At 72.1% G+C, this 22,093-nt stretch carries 22 protein-coding genes; 14 read left to right on the forward strand and 8 right to left on the reverse strand.

Annotated features, from left to right (window positions below):
* Nucleotides 1-72: 72 nt before the first annotated feature.
* Together AB0M70_RS11380 and AB0M70_RS11385 are read right to left on the reverse strand one after the other, a co-directional pair.
* Nucleotides 73-1,065, reverse strand: a complete 993-nt coding sequence (locus AB0M70_RS11380; RefSeq protein WP_365819777.1) for a sugar ABC transporter substrate-binding protein — start codon at nt 1,063-1,065, stop codon at nt 73-75.
* A 211-nt stretch (nt 1,066-1,276) separates the two neighbouring features.
* Complete coding sequence (locus AB0M70_RS11385; RefSeq protein WP_365818884.1) at nt 1,277-1,450, reverse strand: CsbD family protein; 174 nt, start codon at nt 1,448-1,450, stop codon at nt 1,277-1,279.
* 194 nt (nt 1,451-1,644) lie between these two features.
* Between AB0M70_RS11385 and AB0M70_RS11390 the strand changes: the two genes are divergently transcribed.
* Together AB0M70_RS11390 and dps are read left to right on the forward strand one after the other, a co-directional pair.
* On the forward strand, nt 1,645-2,511 hold the full coding sequence (locus AB0M70_RS11390; RefSeq protein ID WP_365818886.1) for a SigB/SigF/SigG family RNA polymerase sigma factor: 867 nt from the start codon (nt 1,645-1,647) through the stop codon (nt 2,509-2,511).
* 132 nt (nt 2,512-2,643) lie between these two features.
* Complete coding sequence (gene dps / locus AB0M70_RS11395; RefSeq protein ID WP_365818888.1) at nt 2,644-3,204, forward strand: DNA starvation/stationary phase protection protein Dps; 561 nt, start codon at nt 2,644-2,646, stop codon at nt 3,202-3,204.
* Nucleotides 3,205-3,267: 63 nt separating this feature from the next.
* Here the strand turns inward: dps and AB0M70_RS11400 are convergent, their stop codons facing one another.
* Nucleotides 3,268-4,017 (reverse strand): GntR family transcriptional regulator, encoded by a 750-nt coding sequence (locus AB0M70_RS11400; protein ID WP_365819779.1) that lies wholly within the window; start codon nt 4,015-4,017, stop codon nt 3,268-3,270.
* A 127-nt stretch (nt 4,018-4,144) separates the two neighbouring features.
* Between AB0M70_RS11400 and AB0M70_RS11405 the strand changes: the two genes are divergently transcribed.
* Nucleotides 4,145-5,164 carry a Gfo/Idh/MocA family oxidoreductase gene (locus AB0M70_RS11405; RefSeq protein ID WP_365818890.1) on the forward strand — a complete coding sequence of 340 codons (1,020 nt, stop codon included), beginning with the start codon at nt 4,145-4,147 and terminating at the stop codon, nt 5,162-5,164.
* A gap of 30 nt (nt 5,165-5,194) precedes the next feature.
* Here the strand turns inward: AB0M70_RS11405 and AB0M70_RS11410 are convergent, their stop codons facing one another.
* Nucleotides 5,195-5,866 (reverse strand): response regulator transcription factor, encoded by a 672-nt coding sequence (locus AB0M70_RS11410; protein ID WP_365818892.1) that lies wholly within the window; start codon nt 5,864-5,866, stop codon nt 5,195-5,197.
* 191 nt (nt 5,867-6,057) lie between these two features.
* On the opposite strand from AB0M70_RS11410, the gene AB0M70_RS11415 reads away from it, so the two are divergent.
* Complete coding sequence (locus tag AB0M70_RS11415; RefSeq protein ID WP_365818894.1) at nt 6,058-6,789, forward strand: class I SAM-dependent methyltransferase; 732 nt, start codon at nt 6,058-6,060, stop codon at nt 6,787-6,789.
* Nucleotides 6,790-6,834: 45 nt separating this feature from the next.
* Here AB0M70_RS11415 and AB0M70_RS11420 read toward each other — a convergent pair whose 3' ends face one another.
* Nucleotides 6,835-7,287 carry a hypothetical protein gene (locus tag AB0M70_RS11420; RefSeq protein WP_365818896.1) on the reverse strand — a complete coding sequence of 151 codons (453 nt, stop codon included), beginning with the start codon at nt 7,285-7,287 and terminating at the stop codon, nt 6,835-6,837.
* Between the two features lie 155 nt (nt 7,288-7,442).
* Nucleotides 7,443-8,369, reverse strand: coding sequence for an LLM class F420-dependent oxidoreductase (locus tag AB0M70_RS11425; protein WP_365818898.1), 927 nt, complete (start codon nt 8,367-8,369; stop codon nt 7,443-7,445).
* Between the two features lie 158 nt (nt 8,370-8,527).
* On the opposite strand from AB0M70_RS11425, the gene AB0M70_RS11430 reads away from it, so the two are divergent.
* The 9 genes from AB0M70_RS11430 to AB0M70_RS11470 all read left to right on the forward strand — a co-directional run bounded on the left by AB0M70_RS11430 (nt 8,528) and on the right by AB0M70_RS11470 (nt 19,971).
* Nucleotides 8,528-8,719 (forward strand): FDLD family class I lanthipeptide, encoded by a 192-nt coding sequence (locus AB0M70_RS11430; protein WP_365818900.1) that lies wholly within the window; start codon nt 8,528-8,530, stop codon nt 8,717-8,719.
* Between the two features lie 130 nt (nt 8,720-8,849).
* Entirely contained in the window at nt 8,850-10,265 is a 1,416-nt protein-coding gene (locus AB0M70_RS11435) for a lanthionine synthetase C family protein (RefSeq protein ID WP_365818902.1), read from the forward strand.
* A 51-nt stretch (nt 10,266-10,316) separates the two neighbouring features.
* On the forward strand, nt 10,317-13,622 hold the full coding sequence (locus tag AB0M70_RS11440) for a lantibiotic dehydratase (protein ID WP_365818904.1): 3,306 nt from the start codon (nt 10,317-10,319) through the stop codon (nt 13,620-13,622).
* Complete coding sequence (locus AB0M70_RS11445; protein WP_365818906.1) at nt 13,619-14,509, forward strand: phytanoyl-CoA dioxygenase family protein; 891 nt, start codon at nt 13,619-13,621, stop codon at nt 14,507-14,509. The genes AB0M70_RS11440 and AB0M70_RS11445 overlap by 4 nt, the downstream gene beginning before the upstream one ends.
* Nucleotides 14,510-14,526: 17 nt before the next feature.
* Complete coding sequence (locus AB0M70_RS11450; protein ID WP_365818908.1) at nt 14,527-15,468, forward strand: phytanoyl-CoA dioxygenase family protein; 942 nt, start codon at nt 14,527-14,529, stop codon at nt 15,466-15,468.
* Complete coding sequence (locus AB0M70_RS11455; protein ID WP_365818910.1) at nt 15,465-16,505, forward strand: NAD-dependent epimerase/dehydratase family protein; 1,041 nt, start codon at nt 15,465-15,467, stop codon at nt 16,503-16,505. Before AB0M70_RS11450 ends, AB0M70_RS11455 begins: the two co-directional genes overlap by 4 nt.
* 38 nt (nt 16,506-16,543) lie before the next feature.
* A complete protein-coding gene (locus AB0M70_RS11460; protein ID WP_365818912.1) occupies nt 16,544-18,544 on the forward strand; it encodes an ATP-binding cassette domain-containing protein in 2,001 nt (666 codons plus the stop codon).
* Nucleotides 18,545-18,565: 21 nt separating this feature from the next.
* A complete protein-coding gene (locus tag AB0M70_RS11465) occupies nt 18,566-19,192 on the forward strand; it encodes a hypothetical protein (RefSeq protein ID WP_365818914.1) in 627 nt (208 codons plus the stop codon).
* The gene (locus AB0M70_RS11470; protein ID WP_365818916.1) at nt 19,189-19,971 is read left to right on the forward strand and encodes an alpha/beta fold hydrolase; all 783 of its coding nucleotides are present in this window, start codon (nt 19,189-19,191) and stop codon (nt 19,969-19,971) included. Before AB0M70_RS11465 ends, AB0M70_RS11470 begins: the two co-directional genes overlap by 4 nt.
* Here AB0M70_RS11470 and AB0M70_RS11475 read toward each other — a convergent pair.
* Nucleotides 19,942-21,237 carry a histidine kinase gene (locus AB0M70_RS11475; RefSeq protein WP_365818918.1) on the reverse strand — a complete coding sequence of 432 codons (1,296 nt, stop codon included), beginning with the start codon at nt 21,235-21,237 and terminating at the stop codon, nt 19,942-19,944. The two genes, AB0M70_RS11470 and AB0M70_RS11475, sit on opposite strands and share 30 nt — an antisense overlap.
* A 158-nt stretch (nt 21,238-21,395) precedes the next feature.
* Here AB0M70_RS11475 and AB0M70_RS11480 point away from each other — a divergent pair, with 158 nt between their 5' ends.
* On the forward strand, nt 21,396-21,605 hold the full coding sequence (locus AB0M70_RS11480; protein WP_365818920.1) for a hypothetical protein: 210 nt from the start codon (nt 21,396-21,398) through the stop codon (nt 21,603-21,605).
* A 22-nt stretch (nt 21,606-21,627) separates the two neighbouring features.
* Here AB0M70_RS11480 and AB0M70_RS11485 read toward each other — a convergent pair whose 3' ends face one another.
* Nucleotides 21,628-22,047, reverse strand: coding sequence for a ribonuclease (locus tag AB0M70_RS11485; protein ID WP_365818922.1), 420 nt, complete (start codon nt 22,045-22,047; stop codon nt 21,628-21,630).
* Nucleotides 22,048-22,093: the final 46 nt, after the last annotated feature.

The following is a 22,093-nucleotide window of genomic DNA, read 5'->3' on the forward strand; positions in this document are numbered from 1 at the left end:
CTCCTCGGTGAGGCCGGTCCGGATCCCCGGCCCCAGCCGCCCAAGTATCGACCACGCGGATCACGCATGTGTTCATCGGGTGCCGCGGGCGGTGTACTTCTCGAGCTTCGGTACGTCCTTCTCGGTGACGATCGCGGGTCCGGTGAGGACGGGCTTGCCGCCGCCCAGGACGTTCGCGTTGGTCTTGTAGAGCCACAGCTCGTCGATGGCGAGGTAGCCCTGGAGGTAGGGCTGCTGGTCGACGGCGAAGCCGACCTCCTTGGCCTTGAGGCGCTTGACGACCTCGGCGTTCAGGTCGAAGGTGGCGACCTCGGCCTTGCTGCCGGAGTCCTCCTTCGCCTTCACCGAGAGGGCGGCGATCGGCGCGCCGAGCGTGACCACCGCGTCGATGTCCTTGGTCGCCTGGAGTTTCGCACTGATGGATGACTGGGCGTTCGGCGCGTTGGTGCCCTCGACGTTCAGGTTCTCGACCGACCCCTTGAGGGTCTTCTTCACGCCCGCGCAGCGCTGCTCCAGGGAGACGTTGCCCTGTTCGTGGATGACGCAGAGCACCTTCTTCTTGCCGCGCTCGGTCAGCTCGTCGCCGACGGCCTCGCCCGCCACGGACTCGTCCTGGCCGATGTGGCTCAGGGCGCCGAAGCCGGCGGAGAACTCGCCGCCGGAGTTGATCGTGACGACCGGTATCCCGGCGGCCTCGGCCTTGCCGAGGACCGCCTTCATCGCCTCGGGCTTGGCGAGGGTCACGACGATGCCGTCGACCTTCTTGTCGATGGCCGACTGGACGAGCTCGGCCTGCCCCTTGGCCTCCTTGTCGTTGGAGTAGAGGAACTCGACGTTGTCCTTGCGGGCCGCCTGCTTGGCGCCGCTCTGCACGATGTCCCAGAAGGTGTCGCCCTCGCCGGAGTGCGTGACCATCGCGATCTTGAGGCGGGGCGTGCCGACGCCTTTGCCGCCTCCGCCGCCGTCACCCGACTTGTCCTCGTCGTCCTTGCCGCCGGAGCCGCTGCACCCGGCCGCGAGCGCGATCACCGCTACGAGAGCTGCTGCCGTGCGCGCTGTACGCATGGTGGGACTACGCATGGTGGGACCACCTCTTCTCCCGGCCGCCCGAGTGCGGCTGGTGGGAGTTCTAGCGGCGGGCGCGCGGCAGCGTCAATGGATTTGTCAGAACATTCTTACGACCGTTGGCCAGTTGGTATCAGGCGGGCCTGGATCAACAGAAGGGGCGGCCCCGTCAGACGGGGCCGCCCCAACAGCGCGGTGTTCGATCCGGAGATCAGTGCTTGCCGATGTCCTTCGTCTTCTCCTTGGCCTGACGGGCGTCGCCCTTCATCTGCTCGGCCCGGCCTTCGGCGGTGAGCCGTTCGTTGCCCACGGCGCGCCCGGCGGCTTTCTTCGCGGCACCGGTGACCTGCTCGGTCTTCGCCTTGGCCTTCTCGTTGGCGGTCATGGCCGCTCACGCTCCTTGGCATCGACTACGTGTGCTGTCACTCCGGTTGACCGCCCAGCCGCCCGGCAAACATGCGCACCGCGAGACTTCTCCCCTTCAAAAATGAGTCGGAAATGCGTGTGTGTGGGTGGCGATCGGTGGGGTACACGGGCCGTCGCCGAAGGAAGTTTCGAACTGAACAAGGAGCGGAACGCATGATCACCGCGGCGCAGGAGCAGACGCAGGAGCCGGTCACCACGGCCGGAGACGACCTCGTTGAACGCGCGTACACGGACCCCTCCTCCATCGCGCCGAGGGACGCGCGGGAGGTCGGCAAGCGTTTCTTCGACCGCCTCACGCAGCTCGAGGAGGGCACGCACGAGTACCAGTACGTGCGCAACGTCCTGATCGAGATGAACCTCTCCCTCGTGCACTACGCGGCCTCCCGGTTCAAGCACCGGGGCCAGCAGGAGATGGAAGACATCATCCAGGTCGGCACCATCGGCCTGATCAAGGCGATCGACCGCTTCGAGCTGACCCGCGAAGTCGAGTTCACCTCCTTCGCCGTCCCTTACATCACCGGTGAGATCAAGCGGTTCTTCCGCGACACCTCCTGGGCCGTGCACGTGCCGCGCCGCCTTCAGGAGGCCCGTCTCGAACTGTCCAAGGCCACCGAGGAGTTGCGCACCCGCCTGGGCCGCCTGCCCACCACGGCCGAGCTGGCGGAACTGATGCAGCTCAAGCCCTCGGAGGTCGCCGAGGCGCAGAAGGCCTCCAACGGCTACAACGCCATCTCCCTGAACGCCGCGGTCAACGGCGCCGACGACGAGTCCGACACGATGCTCGCCGACTTCATCGGGGTCGACGAGCGGTCCTTCGAGCTCGTCGAGAACTTCCACTCCCTCGCCCCGCTGATCGCGGATCTCGACGAGCGGGACCGCACGCTCATCCATCTGCGCTTCGTCGAGGAGCAGACCCAGCAGCAGATCGCCGACGAGCTCGGTTACTCGCAGATGCACGTCTCCCGGCTGATCACCCGCGTCGTGAACAAGCTCCGCGCCGGGCTGATGACCAACGACTGATCCCTCGTCGACCCCTCGTTCCGACCTTCCGGGCAGGTGCGGGTGTAGCGGCGTCCGCCGGGGGCACCAGGTGGACATAAGCCCGTACAGGACACAAACCCGTACAGAATCTACGAGACAGGAGGCACTCCGTTGACTTCCGAGGCCACCCCCAAGTACACCGTCCCTGGCATCACGGTGCGGGAGGCCGGCACGGTCATCGAGCTGCTGCAGCAGCGCCTGCACGCGCTCAACGATCTCCACCTCACGTTGAAGCACGTGCACTGGAACGTGGTCGGCCCGCACTTCATCGCCGTGCACCAGATGCTCGACCCGCAGGTCGACCGGGTCCGTGACCTGGCCGACGACACGGCCGAGCGGCTGGCCGCCCTGGGCGGCATCGCGCATGGCACCCCCGGCGCCCTGGTCAAGGAGCGCACGTGGGAGGACTACAGCGTGGGCCGCGCCGATGCCATCGCCCACCTCGGCGCCCTGGACCTCGTCTACACCGGCGTCATCCAGGACGTGCGCGCGGCCATCAAGAAGGTCGGCGAGATCGACCCGGCCACCGAGGATCTGCTGATCGAGCAGCTGCGGGCCCTCGAGCAGTTCCAGTGGTTCGTCCGGGCCCACCTGGAGACGGCGGGCGGCACGCTCACCACGGCCGGCGCCTCCACCGAGACCGAGGCAGCCGAGAAGTCATCCGGCGCGTGACCTTCCTTGCGGCGGGGCCGCGGTGCACCTGCACCGCGGCCCCGCCGACGTGTGTCCGGCGCCTCATGGGCGTACGAGGAGCTGGAACTCGAAGGAGTAGCGCGAGGCCCGGTAGATGTGCGAGCCGAACTCGACCGCGCGGCCGGTGTCGTCGAAGGTCGTGCGCTGCATCGTGAGCAGCGGGGCCCCCGCGGGTTCGCCGAGCCGTTCGCCCTCGTCGGCGGTGGCGGCGCGGGCCCCCACGGACTGGCGCGCGCTGTGCAGGGTGATGCCCGCCGCCCGCATCAGGCGGTAGAGGCCGGTCGCCTCCAGGTGCGCGGTGTCCAGGGCGAGGAGCCCGGACGGGATGTGGTTGCGCAGGCACGCCATGGGCTCGCCGTGGGCCAGACGCAGCCGCTCGACGAGGTGGACGTCGTCGCCTTCCGCGATGCCGAGCCGCGCCGCGACCTCGGCGGACGCGGGCTCGACGGTGTTGCGCAGGACGCGGGTCTCGGGGCGCTGACCCGCCGCCTCCAGGTCGTCGTAGAGGCTGCTGAGCTCCAGCGGGCGTTTGACCTGGCTGTGCACCACCTGGGTGCCCACGCCCCTGCGGCGGACGAGCAGCCCTTTGTCGACGAGGGACTGGATGGCCTGACGGACGGTCGGCCGGGAGAGCCCGAGGCGTCCGGCCAGTTCTATCTCGTTGCCGAGCAGGGTGCCCGGGGTCAGGGCACCGCGCTCGATCGCCGCCTCCAGCTGCTGGGACAGCTGGAAGTACAGCGGGACCGGGCTGCTGCGGTCGACGCCGAGCTGGAGCGAGACGGTCGGGTCCACGGCTGGTTTGTCGGCAGATTTGGGCACGTGGCGAGCGTAGTCGCAGGGAATGATGACGGGAAGTTCTGAAGTTCTGTTGTCCGGACAAAGGATTGACAGGATCGCGGGGCGTCGCGAGGGTTGGTCCATGCGCATCGGACTGATCGGAACGGGTCGTATCGGCACATTTCACTCTGCGGCTCTGCAGCGGCATCCGGAGGTGGACGCCTTGGTCGTCGCCGACGCCGACGCCGGGCGCGCCGCCGGGCTCGCCGCACGGATCGGCGCGGCCTCCGTGCCCTCGGTGGACGACGTCTTCACGGGCAGCGGCCGGACAGCGGCCGTGGACGCCGTGGTGATCACCGCGGCGACCTCCGCGCACGCCGAGCTGATCGGCAAGGCGGCACGGGCGGGCCTTCCGGTCTTCTGCGAGAAGCCCATCGCCCTCGATCTGCCCGGGACGCTCGCCGCGCTCCGGGAGGTCGAGACCGCGGGCACGGTGCTCCAACTGGGCTTCCAGCGGCGGTTCGACGCGGGGTACGCGGCGGCGCGCGAGGCCGTGCGGTCGGGGCGGCTCGGGCGGCTGCACACCGTCCGGGCGATGACCTCCGATCCGGCGCCGCCGCCGGCCGCGTATCTCCCGCTCTCCGGCGGGCTCTACCGCGACTGCCTGGTCCATGACTTCGACATGCTGCGGTGGGTCACGGGCCGCGAGGTGACGGAGGTGTACGCGACCGGGTCGGACGCCGGCCCCTCCATGTTCCGCGACGCGGGCGATGTCGACACGGCGGCGGCGGTCCTCACCCTGGACGACGGCACGCTCGCCACGGCGACGGCCACGCGGTGCAACGGCGCGGGCTACGACGTACGCATGGAACTGGCCGGTGAGGAGGACCAGATCGCGGTCGGCTTCGACGACCGCACTCCCCTGTCATCCGTGGAACCCTCGGGCCCGCCGCCCCCCGAGAAGCCGTGGCCCGGCTTCCTCGAACGCTTCACGCCCGCCTACGAGGCGGAGCTCGCGGCGTTCGTCGACGTGGTCCGCGGCGAACGGGCCAACCCGTGCGACGGCCGTGAGGCACTGCAGGCCCTTCGCGTGGCCGAGGCGTGCGAACTGTCGCGCAGGGAACGGCGGTCGGTGCGGATGACGGAGATCGACGGGAGCTGATCCCCTGCGGCGGTCCCCGGCCGCACGGCGCTACTCCACCTCGTCGAGCAGCCCCGCGTCATGGGCCAACAGCGCGATCTGCACCCGGTTGTTGAGGTCCAGCTTCGTCAGGATGCGGGAGACGTGGGCCTTGACCGTGGCCACGCTCAGGAAGAGTTCCGTCGCGATGTCCGCGTTGGACGCGCCCCGGCCCACCGCGACCGCGACCTCCCGCTCCCGCTCCCCCAGCAGGGCCAGGCGGGCCAACGCCCGCTCACGGCGGCCCTGTTGGGGGTCCACGCCCGTCACCCGGGTGATCAGCTGCTGCGTCACCGTGGGGGAGAGCACCGGCTCCCCCGCCGCGACCGCCCGTACCGCCGCGACGATCTCGGCGGGCGGGGTGTCCTTGAGGACGAACCCGGCCGCTCCCGCCCGCAGGGCCCGCAGCACCTGTTCATCGGCGTGGAAGGTGGTGAGAACGATGACCTCGGGTGCGTCGGGGCGCTTGCGCAGGGCCTCCGTCGCCGCGAGTCCGTCCATCGTCGGCATGCGGATGTCCATCAGGACGACGTCGGGGCGGAGCTCGCCGACCAGCGGAGCCACCTGGGAGCCGTCCGCGGCCTCGCCGACGATCTCGATGTCGTCCGCGCCGCCCATCATGAAGGACAGACCGGCACGGACCAGCGGGTCGTCGTCGACGAGAAGCACGCGGATCGGGTTCATGGGCCCACAGTAACGAGATCTCCGGGCCGCGATCACGCCCGCCGTACGGGTCGGGCCGGGCCCGGTAGGGGGCCGGAACAGCACCCCCTAGAAGCGCCCGTACGCCTGGAGAGCCGCCGGTGGCCGTGTCTAGGCTGACGGCGGACGCAGGTCGGCTCGGCCGGACGGCCCGAGGCATGGAGGAATGCGCCATGGTCGACAGCAAGCAGCTCTCCGCAGACGTACGGCCTCCGCGGGCCGCGCCGGGCGGCTCCTTCCGGCAGGGCGAGCTCCTGTGCGCACCCCCGGAGAGCGGCGGAGAACGCGCCCCGTGGGACATCGGCGAGGTGCAGCCCGCCGTCGTCGAATGGGACCGCGAGGGCACCATCCGCGGCGAAGTGCTCGACGCGGGCTGCGGCTTCGGCCAGAACGCCGCGTTCCTCGCCTCGCGGGGGCACAGGGTCACCGGCATCGACTCCTCGCCCGAGGCGATCGGCCGGGCGCGGGACCGCGTGCGGGGGCGCGTTCCTGGCGTCACGTTCACCGTGGCCGACCTCACCGGACTCACGGGCCACGACGGCCGGTTCGACACCGTCGTCGACAGCGCCCTGTTCCACTGCCTGGACCACGAGGAACGGCCCCGCTATCTGCGCGCGCTGCACCAAGCCACCGCTCCCGGCGCCCATCTGCACCTGCTGTGCTTCTCGGACGCGCTGCCGCGCGCGAACCCCGGCCTCTTCCGCATCACCGCCACGGAGCTGCGCGGCTCCCTGAGGGCGGAGGGCTGGGAGACCTGCGAGCTGCGCCGGGGCACGCTGCTCGGCTGCGTGCCGTCCGAGGAACTGCGGGAGATCTACCTCAGCCGCTTCAGCCCCGACGGCGGCGCCGACGCCCACGGGTTGGTGCACAGCCCGGCCTGGTGGGCGCGGGCCCGGCGGGTGTGAACGTCAGCTCGGCGGGTGTGAGCGTCAGTCCGGCAGGTGTGAGCGTCAGCCCGCCGCGCCGCACCTCTTCTCGCGCCCGACGGGCGGCGCCGCGTCGAGGACCCAGCGGTCGTCGCTGCGGACGGCGGCCCACGTGGTGCACACCGTGCCCTTGGTCCCGGCGTCGGCGGTGACGGTGACCACCGGGTCGCCGCCGCCCTTGGCCACGGTGGCGCGGATGCGTCGCGGGTCCGCGTCGCCGAGCCGGGCCACGTAGTTCTTGGCGTAGTCGTCGCCCGCGCTGTCGGGGTCGACGAGCCGGCCGAACTCGCCGTCGTCCCGGTCGGTCAGGGCCTGTTGCACGGCGGAGCGCAGGCCGTCCAGCGAGGCTTCCCCCTCCGGCTCCTCGTGCACGATCGAGACGATGACCGTCCCCATCCAGACCGCGAGCAGCGCCGCGCCGACCAGCAGGACCAGGGAGGACGGCCGCTTCAGCCAGGGCTGCCGCTGCTCGGTCATGTACGTCCCATTTCCACACTCAAGAAGGGCATTTGCACCGCGACAGTACCATCGGCGGATTCACGCCTGAGCCCATGGAACAGCGCCTTCCGTCCGGTGGGAGGTAACCGGACGGAAGGCGCCTTCGGCACGCCGGCCGCGGGGGGTACGGCCGGTCAACTGCCCCGCAATTTCTCGATGATGGGCGCGAACGTCTCGATGTAGGGCTGGTGGACCGTGATGTACGAGAAGCCGTACTTCTCGCGGTTGGCCACCAGCTGTTCGGCGATCTCGTCCACGGTGCCGATGAGCAGATACGGCGTCTCCAGGGCGTCCTCGACGCTGATGCCCATGCCGAGCTGCGTCAGCAGCTTCTCCGCCGTGGCCCGCCGGTCGTTGGTCACCTCGACGGCGTGCGCCAGCATGTGCCACTCCAGGTCGGGGAGCCGGTCTCCCGCGTGTTCCCTGACGAAGCGCACCCGGTCGGCGGCCTCGGCCGCCGAGCCGAGGCGGCAGGCTCCCGCGGGCTTGCCCGGCATCTGATGGACACCGGAGATGCTGACGATGTCGGCGTGCTCGGCGGCGATCCGCAGCACCCGGTCGCCGACCCCGCCGATGAGCAGCGGCGGCCCCGTGCGGTTAAATCCGCGCCGCTGCACGGCCCGTGACTCGCCCCGCGCCTCGGGCGGGGCGCCGACCTCCGTGGTGAAGTGCCGTTCCAGCTCGGTGACGGTGGTCTCCAGGCGCTCGGCGCGGACGCCGATCGGGTCCCAGGGGATGCCGGCCTCGTCGAACTGCCAGCGCATGTGACTCGCGCCGAGCCCCACCTCGAGGCGGCCCCCGGTGAGGAGGTCGGTGCTGAGGATCTCGCGGGAGAGCAGCGCCGGATTCCAGAACGAGGTGTTCAGGACCAGCGTGCCGACACGCATCCGTTCGGTGGCGTCCGCCGCGGCGACCAGTGCGGGAAAAGGCGCCAGCATTCCCAGGTGATCGGCCGCCAGAACTACGTCATAGCCGTACTCCTCACTCTCCCGGCACTTCTGGGCGAAGGCTTCTCGGGAATCCGCCTGACAGATGTTGAAGGAAAACCGGAATCCGCGCATGGCGTCGAGGCTGACAGGGCGGAACCACCCTGGCTACCCCAGTCGACGCCCCTTCCGGATAGGGGCATCCCCCTTGTTCAACATAGGGGTTCCGGCCTTTGAGCGGGGTCTCTAGCGTCACTGATCGTCCTGCCTCAATCGACTTGGAGGCTCAACCGATGACAACCCAGCAATTGATCGACATACCCCTGGACGAATTCGATCTGGATATCCGGGTCGACGTCCCGGAAGCCGGAACGGAGGACACCGACCCGATGGCCTGGTGGTGCACCCACCGCTACAGCTGCCGCTGGACCAAGTGCTGCTCCGGTGAGCTCATGCAGAACATGCCCACCGAGTACTGGAACTAGCAGCCGCGCCGGGGGCGACCGCTCGCTCCCGCCGACATGACTCCGCCTGACGGAGGCCGGCGGCTGGGACGTGCCGCGGTCCATCAGTGGCTCGTCCCAGCTCTGGCACCGACCGCACGTGAGGACGCCCATGCCATCGCCGCCGCGCGCACCCGCCCCTACGGACCAGCAGAGCACCGATGTCACCGGCACGCCGCCGGGGGCCTCGTGGCGGCCCGCACTGTCGGGCGCCCTCCAGGAGCGGGCCGTGGCGTGCGCGAGGGCGGTCGGCCTGCGGCTCGCCGACCCGGAGCGGGTGCTCGCCACCGCGGCCGAAGCCGCCCGCGGATCCCACCGGTTCGAGTTCGCGGGGCCCTCCCTGGCCTGCGGTTTCCCGAGCATCGCGCTGACCCTCCTGCACCTCACCCGCGCGCTGCCGGGCGAGGGCTGGGAGCAGCGACTGCACACCGCCCTCGGGCTCTCCGCGCGCTCGACCGCGCGCAGTCCGCTGCACGGCCCGGGGCTGTACGGCGGCACGGGCGGCCTGGCCCTGGTGCTCGCCGGGGCGGCCGAGACGGAACCGCGGTACGCGCCGACGGCGCTCAAGGTGCAGACCGCGCTGCTGCGTCAAGTGGCGTCCGGCCCCTGGCAGTCGAAGCCGCCCGAGGTGCCCGGGACGTACACAACGGATCAGACGTACACGAAGGATCATCTGTACGACGTGGTCACCGGCGCTTCCGGGGTCCTGGGCGCGGTCCTTGCCACCGGTGTCGACAACGCGGCGGGCGAGGAGGCCTCCGGGCTCCTGATCCGCTACCTGAGCGGTGTCGCCGAAGGGGACGGCGGCGGGCGGCTGCTCTCCCCCACGGACTCCGTCGACCCCGCGCTCCTCGAGGAGTGCCCGCAGGGCTACTACGACCTCGGGGCGGCCCACGGCGCCGCCGGGCCGCTGGCCGCTCTCTCGCTCGCCTGCCGTGCGGGCCACCGGGCCCCCGGTCAGCTCCAGGCCGTGCGGGCGCTCTCGGAGTGGGTCGTGGAGCACCGCGTACAGGACCCCTGGGGCGTCAACTGGCCCAACCACGTGGGCCGGCACGATCCGCCGGGGCGGGGCGCGGCCACCGGCCGGCCCCCGTCGCGCGCGGGCTGGTGCTACGGCGCGCCGGGCATCGCGATGGCGCTGTGGCACGCGGGGCACGCCCTGGAGGCGCCGGAGCTGCGGCGGCTCGCGGTGGAGGCCGTGGAGAGTGTGCTGCGCCGGCCGGTGTCCGAGCGGCACATCCCCTCGCCCTCCCTCTGCCATGGCGTGGCGGGCCTTCTGATGGTGTGCCTGCGCCTGGCCCAGGACGATCCCGACTCCCCTCTCCAGGACCACGTTCCCGACCTGACCGAGCAGATCCTCGGCCTCTTCGACCCCGAGGCGCCTCTGTGCTTCCGCGACGAGGAACAGCCCGGCGTGTTCGTCGACGACCCGGGGTTCCTCACCGGCGCGGCAGGCGTGGCGCTCGCCCTGCTCGCCGCGGCCACCCCGGTCGCGCCCTCCTGGGACCGGGCGCTGCTGATGTCGTGACCGAGCGGCGCGGTGGACCCACGTAGACCGAAAGGCAGGAATCACGTACCCATGAGCCGGCACGACAAGGGCACACCTCCTCCCCCGTCCGCCTCCGGGCCCGACACCACCTACGAACCCGCGGGCTTCTTCCTGCTGCGCGCGCCCGCCCTGCCCTTGGGCTCCTTCCACCGGCTCACGGCCCCCGCCGACGACGTACCCGAGGGGCCGCAGGGCGCGGAGCTGGAGTCCGCCCTGCACGCCGCGGGCGACCGGACCAGGGAGCTGCTGCGCAAGTGCGCGGCCGACGCCGAGGTCAGGCAGGCCCTCGCGGTCGCGAGCCCGCCGCTGCTCGCCGCCGTGGACGGTCTTGACGCGGGCGGCACTTCGCAGCGGCGGACCGAGCGCACCTACCGCAGCCTGCTGCGCTATCTGACGCGGATGAGCGCCCGCGCCACTCCCTTCGGCCTCTTCGCGGGCGTCGCCGCCGGGCGGTTCACGGACCCCGTGCCGGAGGGGTCCGGCTCGGGCGGGGACACGCTGCGTCTGGGCCTGCCCGTGACCGGGGCCGTGCGTACGAGGCCCGACATGAACTGGCTGATGGCGCTCGTGGAGGAGGTCGAGCGCGACGCGGACGCGCCGGACCACCTCGGGGTCGTCGCCAACCCCACGGCCCACGTCGCCGGTGACCGTCTGGTGCTGCCGGTCGCCGACATCTACGGCACGCGTGACACCCGCTCCATCACCCTGCGCGCCACCTCGGTCGTCCTGGAGGTGCTGCGCCGGGCCGGACGCCCGCTCCCGTACGCCGATCTGCGTGCCGGCCTGGTCCGTGACCTGCCGCAGGCCAGTGAGCAGCAGATCGACGCGCTGCTGCGGAAGTTGTGGGCCAACCGGTTCCTGATGAGCGACCTGCGGCCCGCGCTGAGCGACTCCCGGGCAGCCGAGACCTTCGCGGCCCGGCTGCCGGACGGGCCCCGCACGGCGCGGCTGCGTGCCGCGCTCGGCACGGCCCTCGACCTCGCGGGGCGCACCCAGGCCGCCGAGCCGGCCGAACGCGAGCGCCTCTTCGCCGAGCTGCACCGCCACCAGACGGACGTCCACGAGTCGAGCGCGCCGCCCTTCCAGGTCGACATGGCCCTGAACACCGTGGGCGAGCGTCTCCCGCGGGGCGTCGGTGACGCCGCGGCGGACGCCGCCGACGTGCTCCTGCGCCTCGGACTCTTCCCCTCCGGCTTCGGCCATCTGCGCGGCTACCACGACGACTTCGCACAGCGCTACGGCGAGGACGCGCAGGTGCCGCTGCTGGAACTCCTCGACGCCGAGTCGGGCCTCGGGCCGCCCGCGACCTACACCGAACCGCTGCCCGACCCGCCCCGCCAGGCGCCGCCCGCGCCCCTGAACCCGCACCGTGACGTCGCCCTGTGCGGCCTGGTGTCCGAGGCGCTGCGCAGCGGCGCGCAGGAGGTCGAGCTCACCGACGACCTCCTGGACACGCTCTCCAACTGGCGGCCGGAGACGGGCCCCCGGGCGCCCGAAGTCCTCGACGTGTACCTGCAGTTGCAGGCAGCCGACGCCGCCGCCCTGGAGGGTGACGACTGGCGGGCGGTGCTGTGTCCGACGCCGCTCGCGGACGGCGGGCGTACGTTCGGCAGGTTCACCGACGTGCTGCCGCCCGAGGTGACCGGGGCGCTGCGGCACTGCGCGCGCCGCGAGGAGGCCGCGCGGCCGGACGCCGTCTTCGCCGAGCTGAGCTATCTGCCGCTGGTGCGGCGGGCCGCCAACGTCGTCGTCCATCCCGGGCTGCGCGACCACGAGATCGTGGTCAACGCCTCCGCCTCCGTCCCCGACGACCGGACGATCTCGCTCTCCGACCTGATGGTGGGCGTGCACGACGGCCACTTCTACGTCTGTTCGCGGCGCCTGGGCAAGGAGGTCGTGGTCGGGCAGAGCCATCTCCTGACCGACCTCCAGGCGCCCAACGTGTGCCGCTTCCTCCTGGAGATCGGCCAGGACCGTCACCCGTTGCTCGCGGCCTTCCACTGGGGCCCGTACAAGAGCGCCCCGTTCCTGCCGCGCCTGGTGCGGGGCAAGGTCGTCATCAGCCCGGCGCAGTGGATCCTGCAGCATGCCTCGGTCGCTCCCACGGGTTCCGGGGACGACGCCACGCGCTGGTACCGGGGCGTCCAGGAGTGGCGTGCGCGCTGGCGGGTGCCGCGCTGGGTCCACCTGGTCGAGTTCGACAACCGGCTGCTGCTCGATCTGCGGCACCCCATGTGCGTGGCCGAACTGCTCACCGCGCTGCGGAAGTCCACGGCCCCCGGCCGCATCGCCGTGCAGGAGGCGCTGCCCGCGCACGACATGCACTGGCTGCGGGACACCGAAGGCAGGACGTACACGTCGGAGGTCGTGGTACCGGTGACGCGGCGCGCACGGGCCGAGCCGCCGCCGAAGCCCGGCGCGGACGAGCCGCTGCCGGTGCGCCTCGCGCGCTACCCGGAGCGTCCGCCGGCCTCCGACGAGCTGCGCGTGCTGCCCGGCGACGGCTGGGTGTACCTCAAGCTCTACACCTCGGCCAAGCGCCAGGACGAGGCCGTCGCGGGCCCGCTCGCGCCGTTCGTGGCATCGCTGCGCGCCGAAGGGCTGCTCGCCGACTGGTTCTTCATGCGCTTCGCCGACCCCGAACCACACCTGCGCATACGGCTGTTGGCCACCGACGTACGGCGAGGCGGCGAGCTCCTGGCGCGGACGGCGGCATGGGCCACCGACGTGGTCCGCTCCGGACTCGCCTGGAAGTTCGGCTTCGACACCTACTTCCCCGAGGTGTGGCGGTACGGCGGCCTCGTGGCCATGACCGCCGTGGAGCGGGCCTTCGGCACCGACAGCGAGGTCGGCCAGGCCGTGCTGGCCGCGCGGCAGGCCGGGGCGCTGCGCCTCGACCCCGCCGTGACGACCGCGTTCTGCCTGGACCGCGTCGCCGAGGCGTGGGGGCTCGGCTTCGGGGAACGGCTCGCCTTCATCCGGGCCCGCTCCGACAAGGACGAGTTCAGCGACGCCTTCAAGCCGCACCGCACCGAACTCTGCGAGCTCCTGCGCCCCTGGCGGCGCCCTGCCGACGACCCGCAGCGCCGCGTCCTGCTCGCCATGACCGAGCCGTACGCACAACTCGGCGACACCGCCCGCGACTTGCGCGAGCTGCAGAGCGAGGGCTCCCTCTGGCAGGACCCCCGGGAGATCCTCGCCAGCCTGGTCCACATGCACGTCAACCGGGTGTGCGGCATCGGCCCGAGCCGCGAGCGGAAGATCTACGCGTTCTGGCGCAAGGCGCTGGACGCACTGGAACAGCGTCCCGACCGCACGGAGGTGACCTCACCATGAACGACAGCGAACTGGCCGACCGGGTACGGGTGTTCCGCGAGGACGGCTATGTGGTCCTGCCCGGAGTCTTCGACAAGGACGAGGTCGCCGCCTTCCGGCGGCTCTACGACGAGGGCGCGGACGACTGGCAGTTCGTGCACGGCCGCGAGGACCCCCCGCTGATCGTCGGCCATCTCGTCGAGCGCAGCCCACGGGTGGCACTGGGCGCGGTCACCCGGCCCGCGCTCCTGGGTCTGGCGGAGGCCGTCCTCGGACCGGCCGTGCAGCTGGACAGCACGGTCCTGTTCAGCGCCGACGCCGAGGAACCGGAGGCGAAGGGACGGCCCGTGCACTGGCACCGGGACCGGTTCGGGTACTTCCCGAACGGCTCGTACATGAAGCCGCTGCTCGTCATCTGCTTCGCGTACCTCCAGGAGATGACCCTCGAGTACGGTCCGCTGCGGGTCATCCCCGGCTCCCACCGCACCCCCGTGAGCATCCCCGAGGACCGCCTGGAGGAGCCGCACGAGGACGAGGTGCTGCTGCACACCACGCCGGGGGACGTCGTCCTCATCCACCACAACCTGCTGCACTCCGGCACGCACAGCGTGAGCCAGGGGCGGCGGCAGTTCCTCGGCATCGGCTACAACACCTCGGCCATGCGCCACGACGAGTCCTACGCCGGACCCAACGTCCGGGCGATCGTCGCGACCGCACGCAAGACACGGGACCGGCGGACGCTGCGCCTCTTCGGCGAGGACGAGATGTTCGACCGGCGCCAGAACGCGGGCTTCACCACCCCCGAGGCGACGGCGTGGGAGGCGTGGCGGTCTGCCGACGAGGAGCACGCGGACGCATGCACCGAAGCACGTGCCCGGGTGGCACAGGCACGAAAGAGGTTCTCGTGATGAAGGAGGTTCCCGACATGACGCACGACCGGCAAGGACCCGACACCCAGCGGTACCTGACGAAGGAACAGATCGACTTCTTCCACACGTTCGGCTATCTCGTCCTGCCGCAGCTGCTCGACGAGGACGAGATGACCCGGCTCGCCGACGAGGTCGAGCGGTGTCACGCCGACGCCTTCGGCTATCTGGCGGGCGCACGGCCCGAGGGCCAGGGCCTGCCCTCGTACCTGCTGCCGATGATGAGCACCGAACGCACCCCGCTCAGCCTCGAACTCATGGAGGACAAGCGGTTCTACGGCGTCGCCAACGATCTGGTCGGTGCCCGCGCGCTGCCCACCTTCGCCGAGAGCATCCTGCTGTTCACGCAGACGCCGCTGCACCGCGACTGCATGCCGGGCATGCACGGGGTCACCTTCGCCGTCTACCTGGAGCCGCTCACCGCCGACACCGGCGCCCTGCGCTTCCTGCCCGGCTCGCACCACGCCGACTTCTCCGCCGCCGCCGACGCGTGGAAGAAGACGTACGGCATCTGGGCGGACGAGTGGGGCGAGAAAGCCGTTCGCAAGCAGGTGTCGGAGCTGCCGCTCGACGTGGCCGAGACCCGGCGCGGCGATGTCATCGTCTTCGACTGGCAGGTGTGGCACGCCAGCATCAACGGCGTCGACCGCCTGCAGTGGTCGGTGAGTTACGCCAACGAGCCGACGACCGAGGAGGAGGAGACGGCGTTCAGCCGCTTCTTCCACAGCGCGGGCTCGGTCGACCCGGACGCCGCCTACGACACGACGGCCTACCCCCGCTACGACGAACGGTGGGTGGAGAAGGCCGTACGGGACCCGAAGATGGCCCCGGTCATCGCGCGGATGCGGGAGCTCGCCATGATCGGCAGCCCCGACGACGAGGTGCACGGGGTCTCCGGCGGCCCCGTGCCGGGGGCGAGCGCCCCGCAGGCCCCCGCGTGAGGCTCCTGGTGCTCGGCGGCACGGGTTTCCTCGGCCGCCACATCGTCGAACGCGCCGTGCTCGGCGGCTGGCACGTCACGACGTTCAACCGGGGCCTGACCGGAGCCGACCACCCGGCGGCCGAGGCCCTGCGCGGCGACCGCGAGACCGAGGGCGGCCTGACCGCGCTCGGCTCCGGCCGCTGGGACGCCGTGATCGACACCAGCGGTCATGTCCCCGCGTCGGTCGCCCGGTCGGCGCGGCTCCTCGCCGACCGGGCGGCCACGTATCTGTACGTCTCGTCGCTCGCCGCGCTGCCCTGGCCCGCGCATCCCGCGTCCGACGAACTGGCGCCGCGCGACTGCCCGTTGGACGCGGGCCTTGAGGACACGGGATACGGGACGCTCAAGGCGGGCTGCGAGCGGGCGGTCCGCGCGGCCTTCGGCGAGCGGGCCCTGATCGTGCGCCCCGGCATCATCACGGGACCGCGCGACGACGCGGGGCCGGTGCGCGGCTGGCTGCTGCGGGCCGCCCGCGGCGGCCGGTTCCTCGCGGGCGGCGACCCCGGCGATCCGGTCCAGCTCCTGGACTGCCGCGACGTGGCGTCCTGGCTGCTCGCCTGCGCGCGCGAAGGCAGGACCGGCAGCCTCAACGCGGCGGGCCCGCTGGGGCGCACGACGCGGGGCGGGCTCATGGACGCCTGCGTCGCCGTCACCGGGGCGGGCGCCGAGCCGGTGTGGGCGGACGACCGCTTCCTGACCGCCTCCGGGGTGCGCCCCTGGCTCGACCTGCCGCTGTGGACGCCGCACGACACCCCGGGCTACGCCCACCTGTGGACGGTCGACGCCTCCGCCGCGTACGCCGCGGGCCTCTCGTGCCGGCCGCTCGGCGAGACGGTCGAGGACACCTGGGCCGAGCTGCGTGACGCACCGGCGGGCGGGGCGGGGAGCGGCGCGGAGAACGGCGGGGAGAGCGGCGCCTTCTCCGCCGAACGCGAGAGAGCACTCATCGACGACTGGCTCGCCCGGCACGCGACGGCCTCGCGGACAGCGCCGTAGACAGCGGGAGTCCCGGACCACGGCAGGAAGGGAGAAGCATGCGGATCAGGCGGATCAGGCCCTCGCGCCGCTCCGACCGGAGCGGGCGGAACGCCGGGCAGCGGGACGCTCCGGACGCCGCGCCCAGCACCCCGGAACTCGCCAAGGAACCCTGGGAGATGAACGAGGCGAACCTCTTCTCCGCGGGGTTCTGGGCCATGGCGAGCGGCCTGCCCGCGCTGATCGGGCACGTCCTGCGGCTCGCCTGGCGGACCAGCCGCTTCGACACGTCGGCGGCCATCGTCCTCAACGCCGTGTCGGGCGGCTTCCTCTCGCTGGGCCTGCTGGCCACCACCTCGGTGATGCAGTCCCTGTTCACCGGGGGCCCCACCCCGGACCGGGTGCGCGACGCGCTTCCCTCCCTGCTGCTCGTGGCGCTCGCCCTCGCGCTGCGGTCCGCCTTCCAGGCCGCGGCGGCGTGGGCGCAGGCGCGCCTCATCCCGCGCATCGAGCGGGCGGTGGAGCTGCGGCTCATCGAACTGACCACGGAGGTGGACCTGGCGTCGTACGACGACGCGCGGTTCCACGACAGCCTCCAGCGGGCCCGCGAGCGCGGCACTGCCAACGCGCCCGTCACCGCCCGCGCCACCCTTGAGGTGTTCAGCAACCTGGTGGGCCTGGCCGCGGTGGCCGTGACGCTGGGTGTGCTGCATCCGGTGCTGCTGCCGCTGCTGCTCGTCACCGCCGCGCCCGACTGGTGGGCGGCGGTGCGCTCGGCGCGGATGCGTTACCGCGCGCTGTGGGACCTGATCGCGAGCCGCCGCCGCAAGTGGATCATGTTCGAGCTGATGACGGACCGCAGGTCGGCCGCCGACGTGCGGTCCTTCACGATGCGGGACTTCCTGTTGCGGCAGTACGACCGGGTGGCCACGGTCGAGCGCGACGTGCAGATCGACCTCGCGCGCAAGGAGACCGGGGTGCGCCTGGCCGGGGACGCCATGAGCGGGGTCGCCACCGGGGCCACCTATGTGGCGCTCGGGCTGCTGCTCGGTGCCGGGGCGATCCCGCTGGAGGTCGCGGGTGCGGCGGTCCTCGCCATCCGCAGCGGCAAGGAGTCCCTGCATCTGCTGGTGCAGGAGATGAACAGGCTTTACACGGAGGGCCTCTACTTCTGCGACTACCTGGACTTCTGCACCGAGGCCGAGCGGGTCCTCACCCTGTCCGAGAAGCGCGCGGCGCCCTCGTCGTTCGAGCGGATCACCGTGCGGGACGTGACGTTCAGCTATCCCGGCGCCTCGTCGCCCGCCCTCTCGCACACGTCCATCGAGATCGCCAGGGGCGAGGTCATCGCCCTCGTGGGGGAGAACGGCTCCGGCAAGACCACGCTGGCCAAGATGCTCGCGGGGCTCTACACACCGGACAGCGGGGCCGTGCTCTGGGACGACACGTCACTCGCCGAAGCCGACCGCTCCCACCTGTGGGAACACATCGCGGTCGTGGCGCAGAACCCCACCAACTGGCCGCTCACGGCCCGCGAGAACATCGCGATGGGCGACGGCGGCGAGGAGCGGCGGATGCGCGACGCGGCGGCCGAGTCGGGCGCCGACCAGTTCATCGACCGGCTCCCGCAGGCCTACGACACGCTCCTGGACAAGCGGTTCGCGAACGGCCGTGAGCTCTCCGGCGGGCAGTGGCAGCGTCTGGCCGCCGCGCGCGGCTTCTACCGCGACGCACGGCTGCTGATCTGTGACGAGCCGAGCGCGGCCCTCGACGCACGGGCCGAGCACGAACTGTTCCGGGCCATCGGCGGCCACGCGGAGGACCGCACGGTCGTCCTGATCACCCACCGCCTGGCCAACGTGCGGTACGCCGACCGGATCTACGTGCTCGCCGACGGCCGGGTGACCGCGAGCGGCACGCACGAGGAACTGATGGCGGCCGAGGGCCTGTACGCGGACCTCTACAACCTCCAGGCCGAGGCCTACCGCACGGACCAGCCGGACGGCCGGCCGAACGGCCACCCGCTCGCCCTGCCGCGCCCCACCACACCCGTCGTCTAGCCACAGGAGACCGATCCCGTCATGACAAGGCCGACAAGCCCGGCCGCCCTGGTGCCCTGGGTCGCCCTCTGGGAGGGCGAGTCCCGGCTGGAACCGGTGCGCGTCGATCCGGTCAGCGGCGCCGTCCGCTACGAGCGCGAGGAGCCCGAGGACCGCGACGAGCACGGCGTCCTGTGGATGCGCCACCTCGGCCCGCGCGGCGAAGGCCGCCCGCTCTTCTCCCGGACGCACGCCCACCGCCAGCGGGAGTGCATGCGCCGCATGCTCTGCCAGGTCTGCGGCGAGCCGATCACACCACGGGACGGCCGCCTGCCCTGGCTGCTGCCCGCGGGCGAGTACGGCAGCCGCCCCAAACGCCTGCACACCACCGGCACACCCCCCACCTGCCGCGACTGCTGGGCGCTCGCCGCCGAGCACTGCCCGCATCTGCGGGACGCGGGCGCCACGGCACTGGAGGCCGGGCAGGTCACACGGTGGGGCGTGGCCGGACTCCACCATCCGCCCGGCGGCGGGGAGCCACGCTGGACGGGGTGCGGTTACGAGGGCACGGCACCGGCGGCCCTCGCCGGGATGCTGGCCGAGACGCAACTGGTCGTCCTGAGCGACCTGCGGGAAGTCCCGCTGACCGGAGAGGACGGTGTGCTGTGAGCAAGGGACCGGAGAACGACCGGACCACGCGAAGCGACCGCAGCGACTGGATACGGCGCTTCAAACCGGCGGAGCAAGCGCCCTGCCGCCTGGTCTGCTTCCCGCACGCGGGCGGCTCGGCCAGCTACTTCCACGGCCTCACGCAACGCCTCGCCCCGGACGTCGACGTCCTGTCGGTGCAGTACCCCGGCCGCCAGGACCGCAGCGCGGAGCCGTCCCAGCAGAGCGTGACCGACCTCGCCGACCAGGCGTACGAAGCCCTGAAGCCCTGGACCGGCAAGCCGTTGGCGCTCTTCGGGCACAGCATGGGCGCGATCGTGGCCTTCGAGGTGGCGCTGCGGCTCGCGGCCGACGGCACCGTCCCGCTGCGGCTCTTCCCCTCGGGGCGCCGGGCCCCCTCGCGCTTCCGCGAGGAGAACGTGCACCTGCGGGACGACGACGCCCTGCTGCGGGAGGTGGCGAGCCTCGCGGGCACCGACAGCGCGCTCCTGGCCGACCCGGACGTGCGCCGGATGATCCTGCCGTCGCTGCGCGCCGACTACCGCGCCATCGAGACCTACCGGCACACCGGCGGCAAGCGCCTGGACTGTCCGGTGCTCGCGCTGGCCGGCGCGGACGACCCGAAGGCACCGCTCGACGACGTACGGGCCTGGGGCGAGCACACCACCCAGGGTTTTGGCCTCGAGGTGTTCCCCGGCGGTCACTTCTATCTCAACGACGAGACGGCGGCCGTGGCCGCCCTGCTGCGCTCACAGCTCGCCGCCGCGGCCGGCGGGTGAGTCCCACGGCAGCCAGGCGTCGACGCAGAAGCCGCCGTCCGCCGCGGTCCCGTGCTCGATGCGGCCGCCCGCGAGCGTGGCCCGTTCCGTGAGGCCGATCAGTCCCTGGCCGGAACCGGGGACCTCCGGCACATCGCCGGGCGGCGGCGGGTTGCGCACCGAGAGGGTGAGGCCCTCTCCGGGGGCGCCGGACACCGCGACGGTCACCTCGGCGCCGGGGGCGTGCTTGCGGGCGTTGGTCAGGCCCTCCTGGGCGATGCGGTAGGCGGTGCGGCCCACGGCGGCGGGCACGGCGGACGGGTCGGTGACGCGGTGGTCGAGTGCGACCTTCATGCCCGCGTCGCGTGACTCGGCGACCAGGGTCTCTAGGGCGGTGAGGGTGGGCTGCGGCCGGCCCGACGCCTCGCCGTCGCTGCCGCCGCGCAGGACGCCGATCACCTCGCGCAGGTCCTGCAGGGCCTCGTGCGAGCTCTCCCGGATGACTCCGGCGGCGCGGACGATCTCCTCGCGTGGTGCGTCCGGGCGGAACTCCAGGGCGCCCGCGTGCACGCTGAGCAGGGTGAGCCGGTGGGCCAGCACGTCGTGCATCTCGCGGGCGATGGACTCGCGGGCGAGGCGCTGGGCCTGTTCGGCGCGGAGTGCCGCCTCGTTCTCGGCGCGGATCGCCCGGTCGCGCAGGCTCAGCAGAAGTTGGCGGCGCGAGCGCACGAACATGCCCCAGCCGATGACGGAGGCGTTGATCAGCATGCCGATGAGGACGGCGGCCAGCCAGGGCAGGTCGGCATCGGGCCGCAACCAGTAGATGAACGGCATCAGGCAGATCGAGACCCCGCCGATCCAGCCGACGTACCGGAAGGGCCGGTGCACCGCGAGGCTGAACAGCGCCACGGCGCCCGCGCCGCCCGCGGTGTCCGAGGCCAGGCTGGCAAGGACCAGGGCGGCGGCGAGGCCGACCGGCCAGCGTCTGCGCAGCCAGACGGCGGCGCAGGCCAGGGCGCCGATCAGCTGGTCGGCGTCGGCCGCACCGGTCGAGACGTTCGGGTTGCTGCTGACCGCGTCCGCGCCCACGAGGCCGATGACGACGGCCACGAAGAAGCAGGCGAAGTCGACCAGCCAGTCGCGCGCGGTCCGCCGGGGCCCGCGCCTGCCCTTGTTCTTGCCCGCCGCGCGGTCCGGGTCGAGCTCGGCGGCGACGGCCGAGGGCAGCGCCCAGGGACGCCTCGCCAAGGAGGCCGAGGGGTCCGACGGAGGCTGGTTGCCGCTCATGGTCGACAAATCTACGCACTGCCGGGGGCGTCAGGTGCCCTCCGGGCGCGATCGGCTACCAAAGTCGCGCAGGCGGAGACTTTGGGAGGGTGCCGGGGGAAGAGTCCTCGCCCCGTGGCCGATGTGCGTGGGGGGCCCACGGGGCGAGGCTCTTCGGCATGAAGCAGGTACTTGAGGTTCTCGGCGTCCTTCTCCTGATCCAGGGCGTGGTCGCCCTGGTGCACGAGCTGACCGGCCGGCTGCGCGGCTGGGGGATCGTGCGGCGGATCGGGTTCCTCGACGGACACGAGATCTACGCGGGCGTCACGCTCATCGTGCTGGCGCTCGCGCTGTTCGCGGTCGCGGAGAGCCGGAAGACCGGGCGGTGAGCACTGTGCCGGTCGGGCGGGCTCAGCAGGAGTGGTCGACCAGGTCGAAGGACGCGTAGTGGTCGGCGGTGTAGTAGTCCTCCTGCTTCTCCTCACCGGTCACGATGCGGCGGGCGCCGCGGTCCGGTGAGCCCGGCGTCTTCACGGTGTACTCGTGGTAGTAGCCGGAGCCCTGGGAGGGCAGGACGCCCTCCCTGTTCTGGAAGACGGTGCCGTCCTGCGGATACGGGTAGGGGCCGCCCGCCTCGATCAGGTCCAGGGTGTCGTGTGCCTGGGCGGGCAGCGCGGAGTAGCAGATGTCGCCGACGGCGGTGAGGGAGTACGCCGTCGAGACGGGGGGGTGGTGGTCGGGGACCGCGCTCGCGGAGGCGGCGACGGGGCCGCCGACGAGCAGGGCGGCGGCGAGGGCGGTGATGCTCACGATTCGTGGGGGGATTCGCATGCGACCAGTGTGACGCGCGTAGAGGTTGCCGTGTCAACGCCAAGTG

Origin of the sequence: Streptomyces sp. NPDC051214 (assembly GCF_040682375.1) — a bacterium.
GTDB lineage: Bacteria > Actinomycetota > Actinomycetes > Streptomycetales > Streptomycetaceae > Streptomyces.

Bases quoted from the DNA above. Each gene is read 5' to 3' on its own strand.
- AB0M70_RS11380 (WP_365819777.1), bottom strand. From the start codon at position 1,065: ATGCGTACAGCGCGCACGGCAGCAGCTCTCGTAGCGGTGATCGCGCTC.
- AB0M70_RS11385 (WP_365818884.1), bottom strand. From the start codon at position 1,450: ATGACCGCCAACGAGAAGGCCAAGGCGAAGACCGAGCAGGTCACCGGT.
- AB0M70_RS11390 (WP_365818886.1), top strand. From the start codon at position 1,645: ATGATCACCGCGGCGCAGGAGCAGACGCAGGAGCCGGTCACCACGGCC.
- AB0M70_RS11405 (WP_365818890.1), top strand. From the start codon at position 4,145: ATGCGCATCGGACTGATCGGAACGGGTCGTATCGGCACATTTCACTCT.
- AB0M70_RS11410 (WP_365818892.1), bottom strand. From the start codon at position 5,866: ATGAACCCGATCCGCGTGCTTCTCGTCGACGACGACCCGCTGGTCCGT.
- AB0M70_RS11415 (WP_365818894.1), top strand. From the start codon at position 6,058: ATGGTCGACAGCAAGCAGCTCTCCGCAGACGTACGGCCTCCGCGGGCC.
- AB0M70_RS11420 (WP_365818896.1), bottom strand. From the start codon at position 7,287: ATGACCGAGCAGCGGCAGCCCTGGCTGAAGCGGCCGTCCTCCCTGGTC.
- AB0M70_RS11425 (WP_365818898.1), bottom strand. From the start codon at position 8,369: ATGCGCGGATTCCGGTTTTCCTTCAACATCTGTCAGGCGGATTCCCGA.
- AB0M70_RS11430 (WP_365818900.1), top strand. From the start codon at position 8,528: ATGACAACCCAGCAATTGATCGACATACCCCTGGACGAATTCGATCTG.
- AB0M70_RS11435 (WP_365818902.1), top strand. From the start codon at position 8,850: ATGCCATCGCCGCCGCGCGCACCCGCCCCTACGGACCAGCAGAGCACC.
- AB0M70_RS11440 (WP_365818904.1), top strand. From the start codon at position 10,317: ATGAGCCGGCACGACAAGGGCACACCTCCTCCCCCGTCCGCCTCCGGG.
- AB0M70_RS11445 (WP_365818906.1), top strand. From the start codon at position 13,619: ATGAACGACAGCGAACTGGCCGACCGGGTACGGGTGTTCCGCGAGGAC.
- AB0M70_RS11450 (WP_365818908.1), top strand. From the start codon at position 14,527: ATGACGCACGACCGGCAAGGACCCGACACCCAGCGGTACCTGACGAAG.
- AB0M70_RS11460 (WP_365818912.1), top strand. From the start codon at position 16,544: ATGCGGATCAGGCGGATCAGGCCCTCGCGCCGCTCCGACCGGAGCGGG.
- AB0M70_RS11465 (WP_365818914.1), top strand. From the start codon at position 18,566: ATGACAAGGCCGACAAGCCCGGCCGCCCTGGTGCCCTGGGTCGCCCTC.
- AB0M70_RS11475 (WP_365818918.1), bottom strand. From the start codon at position 21,237: ATGAGCGGCAACCAGCCTCCGTCGGACCCCTCGGCCTCCTTGGCGAGG.
- AB0M70_RS11480 (WP_365818920.1), top strand. From the start codon at position 21,396: ATGAAGCAGGTACTTGAGGTTCTCGGCGTCCTTCTCCTGATCCAGGGC.
- AB0M70_RS11485 (WP_365818922.1), bottom strand. From the start codon at position 22,047: ATGCGAATCCCCCCACGAATCGTGAGCATCACCGCCCTCGCCGCCGCC.